Raw genomic sequence first — 4,025 nt, 5'->3', positions numbered from 1 at the left:
TTCCTGTATTCTCTGTCCGCTATGGCAGGCTGGATTGTCGAGCAGAATGAAGATGCCCGGCAAACCGCCCTGCAGGCCGCCGACCTGCTCTTAAAACGATGGAGGCCGTCCGCGCAAATCATTCAGGCGTGGGGTCCGGAAGGGGACCCGGAAAACGGCGGGCGCATCATCATCGACTGCCTGATGAATCTTCCGCTTCTGTATTGGGCGTCCGAGCAGACCGGGGACCCTCACTATGCCGCAATCGCCCGTATTCATGCGGACAAGAGCCGGAGATTTCTCGTGCGAGGGGACGGATCATCATACCATACGTTCTACTTCGATCCGCAAACGGGCGATTCGATCCGTGGAGGTACGCATCAGGGCTTCAGGGACGGTTCCACCTGGTCCCGCGGGCAGGCTTGGGGCATATGCGGTTTCGCGCTTGCCTACCGTTATTTGAAGGAGCCGTATTTTTTGGACACGGCTAAGCAGCTGGCACGGTATTTCATAGATCACGTACCGGAGGATCTTGTGGCTTATTGGGATTTTGATGCCCCGCAGCAGCAGGGTGAACCGAGGGACAGCTCTGCTTCGGCCATTGCGGCATGCGGAATGTTAGAGCTGTTGCAGCATCTGGACGAAACGGATCCTGAGCGCGCATCTTTTCAGGAGTTCGCGGAGCAGTCCGTCATCTCCATGGCGAACGGTTATTTCACGGCCGGCAGCACGGAGGAAGAGGGATTCCTGCGGCATGGCTCCTACTTTGTCAGAGGGGGAATTTCGCCGGACGATTTCGTCATTTGGGGCGATTATTTTTCCTGGAAGCACTGATGCGTCTGGACGGCCGCTCGCCCGGATATTGGTACGAAAGATCGCTCTAAACGCTGGGTCGAAGTCAATGTTAACTTTAATGGAGTATGATCAAAGGTGGCGGCCATTGTGCCGCCTTTTGCTATTGTTCATGCTGTTTCCTGTTTCCGCTGAACGCAAGCGTAGGCTGAGATGGACTGCTGAGCACAAAAAAGAGGTACACGTTAAAGAACGTATCCCTCCTCCCGTCTACCAAGCTCAGACGTATGGCATACCCGAAATGATCCTCGAAATGATTCCCCCTTTCACCCAGCTCCGGAGATGCTTCGTACAAGTAACTTAATACGATCCGCTGCGTTTCATGGGATATTCCTTTCAGATCAGCTGCTAAGTTATCCACCAAGTGCTCCTGCTGCGCTGGTGAAATGGCGCGGTAAAACTCCCCGGCTTGGGTGAAATTATCCGGTTTGGATATGTCGGTCCGTTCGAGCTTGCCCTCCACGTATCTTCCATTTCCGCTGGTCACCAGGGAAGCCGGAGACCAATTCTCCTGGTGATTGATCGGTATGCTGCGAAAGCTAGGGCCTAACCGCCGGCGCTGGGAATCCCAGTAAATGTTGGCGCGGCCCTGCAGCATTTTATCATCCGACAGCTCGGCACCCTCCAGCAGATTGGACGGGGAAAAGGCAATCTTTTCGACCTGTCCCATATAATTGTCCGTATTGCGGTTCAATACGAGGCGGCCGACCGGACGAAGAGGGTACTGCTGCTGCTCCCATACCTTGGTATCATCCAGCGGGTCGAACGGAAGATGCGCGGCATCATCGGGATTCATCAGCTGCACATACAGCCCGTACTCCACGGTCTTGCCCGCGGCAATGGTATCGTACAGATCCTGGCCGGCAATATCCGGGTTTTCACCCGCCAGCCGGGCTGCTTCCTGCCGATCGATGTACTGCTCGCCGGCTAATGGCATCCAGTGGTATTTTACATAAAAACGCATGCCCTTTGCATTTTTCCACACGTAAGTGCTCACGCTGTGACCCTTAATGTGGCGGAGACTCTTCACCGTGCCCACGTCCGAGTATAGCCAAACGAGGAAATGGGTGGATTCCGGCGCCCTGGCTACAAAGCTCCAGAAGCGTTCGGGATCGATCAGATTGTTTTTCGGCGAGGGGAGAAAGGCCTTGATTGATTCCGGGAACCGGACGGCATCTCGAACCAAAAAGACGGGGATATGATTGCATAACAAATCAAATACCCCCTGCTCGGTGTAAAACTTGGTGGAAAATCCTCGCACATTGCGCGAAGTATCCGGTGTGCCTTTATTGCTGACCGCGAGGGAAAAGCGAACCGCGACGGGAACCTGCTGACCGGGCGTCTGCAAAAAGCTGAGCATCGTATAGTCGGTCATGGAATGCACCGTCTCAAAATAACCGAATGCGCCAAAGCCTTTTACGTGAACGGGACGCTCAATGATTTTGCTATGTACAAAGGTTTCCAGCGTTTCATGCAAAATGTTATCCTGCTCCAGGACAGGTCCGCGTTCGCCAACCGTCTGCGAGTGCATCGCGGCCGGCAGGTCCTCTGCCCATGGTAAGGACTGGTTTACGCTATGCGGTCTGTCGTTCCCCTCATTTGGAACCGCTGAATTTGGTTCACGGTTCGCTGCATTGCCAGCCTGATGGGCAGCGCCGTTGTGATGGGAATCGTTCATTCCTTAACCTCCATTTTCATGACTTCTCTCCAATATGGTTTATGCGGACTGCCAATGAAAATATGAGTGGACATCCATATGTCATTGCAGGTTTCGCGGCGCTGTGTATCGAAATATAGTCGCTTATAGGTTAGCTGGAATGTCATAAATAAGCCTCTCAAAAGAAACTTTATAAATTATTATCGAGGATGGGGAATGAAATAACATGATGATATCTTATGAGACCGGTACAAATACATTTCAGTTAAGGGCTGCTTGCATTATCCTCCATAGAGATAAGGTGCTGATGCAAAGAGCAGAACATAATCAGTTGTGGTTTATGCCCGGCGGCAGAGTGGAATTCGGTGAAACCGCAGAAGAAACGATCGTACGTGAAATGATGGAGGAATATGGGGCACCAATCTATGACCGTAAGCTTTTCTGGATAATCGAAAATTTTATAGACTTTCCGGATCGTAAGTTACACGAGCTGGGGATGTTTTTTCTTGTGAATTTGCCAAGAGATCATTCCATATATCATCATGTTGTAGAATTTCAAGGCATGGAAGAGGGATTTGTCAACCGGTGGATCGATATCGATGAACTTGATCAGTATACCGTCATTCCTGAATTTGTTGCTTCGGAAATCAGACAATTAGATCATACGACAGGGGTCAAACATATTAAAAATAGAGCCGTCAGATAGATCGGAGGGAGAATATATTATGATCCGTGAAGCGGAATCCAAAGATAGAGAACAACTGAGTAACTTGTACAGAATGCTGGTGCCGAACAGCAAGAAAATGAATGTGCTGGAAGAGCAAATCGAACAAATTAGAAGGGATCCCGCCAATTTTCTGCTGGTCTATGAAGAGGAAGGGGCATTACTGGGAACGCTTACGCTGAACATCTGCCTTCAAGCCATGCATGGGACCCGGCCCTATGGATTGATCGAAAACATCGTCGTTCATGAGGACCACCGCAGCCGGAATATCGGCCAATCCCTTCTGAAATATGCCGAAGAATATTGCAGGTCGCTGCATTGTCACAAAATCATGCTGCTCAGCCATTCCAAGCGAGTCCGGGCCCATCAATTTTTCGAACGAGAAGGATATGACGGCTCAGTCAGCAAAGGCTTTAAAAAATATTTGTAACAGTACATTCAGGAAAACCTAAAGATCAGCCCGAATTTTCTCTGTAAGAGAAGTGTTCGCTATAATGGGGTAACAGGCATCAAGAAAGGAATGTAATTATGAAGAAATATATCATCATCGGATCAGGCATCCTGGGAGCATCGACGTCTTATCAGCTGGCAAAAATGGGAGCGGACGTCCTTCTCATCGACCGAAAGGATCCGGGACAGGCGACGGATGCCGCCGCGGGCATCATTTGCCCATGGCTGTCGCAGCGCCGCAATCAGGCCTGGTACCAGCTTGCCAAGGCAGGGGCGGCTTTTTATCCCGGGTTAATCAAGGAACTGGAAGCTGAAGGCGAGACTCAGACGGGCTATGCGAAGGTTGGTGCCCTCAGCGTCCAC

At 51.0% G+C, this 4,025-nt stretch carries 4 protein-coding genes and 1 pseudogene; 4 read left to right on the top strand and 1 reads right to left on the bottom strand.

Going from position 1 to position 4,025, the window contains the following annotated elements; translation table 11 throughout:
- A pseudogene (locus tag CPT76_RS11465) lies at window positions 1-863 on the top strand (glycoside hydrolase family 88 protein); the annotation flags it as partial.
- A 71-nt stretch (window positions 864-934) separates the two neighbouring features.
- On the opposite strand, the gene CPT76_RS11460 reads toward CPT76_RS11465, so the two are convergent.
- Window positions 935-2,362 carry a catalase gene (locus CPT76_RS11460; protein WP_105444048.1) on the bottom strand — a complete coding sequence of 476 codons (1,428 nt, stop codon included), beginning with the start codon at window positions 2,360-2,362 and terminating at the stop codon, window positions 935-937.
- A 352-nt stretch (window positions 2,363-2,714) separates the two neighbouring features.
- Here CPT76_RS11460 and CPT76_RS11455 point away from each other — a divergent pair, with 352 nt between their 5' ends.
- The 3 genes from CPT76_RS11455 to CPT76_RS39485 all read left to right on the top strand — a co-directional run.
- Window positions 2,715-3,194: an NUDIX hydrolase gene (locus CPT76_RS11455; RefSeq protein WP_105443011.1), complete on the top strand. Its 480-nt coding sequence runs from the start codon at window positions 2,715-2,717 to the stop codon at window positions 3,192-3,194.
- 19 nt (window positions 3,195-3,213) lie between these two features.
- Window positions 3,214-3,642 carry a GNAT family N-acetyltransferase gene (locus tag CPT76_RS11450; RefSeq protein WP_105443010.1) on the top strand — a complete coding sequence of 143 codons (429 nt, stop codon included), beginning with the start codon at window positions 3,214-3,216 and terminating at the stop codon, window positions 3,640-3,642.
- A gap of 98 nt (window positions 3,643-3,740) precedes the next feature.
- On the top strand, window positions 3,741-4,025 hold a 285-nt coding region (locus CPT76_RS39485), incomplete at its 3' end, for an NAD(P)/FAD-dependent oxidoreductase (RefSeq protein ID WP_258168317.1).

The sequence above is a fragment of the Paenibacillus sp. AR247 genome (assembly GCF_002968895.1).
In the GTDB taxonomy this organism is placed as follows: domain Bacteria; phylum Bacillota; class Bacilli; order Paenibacillales; family Paenibacillaceae; genus Paenibacillus_AQ; species Paenibacillus_AQ favisporus.
This window is presented reverse-complemented; position numbering and strand designations above follow the sequence as displayed.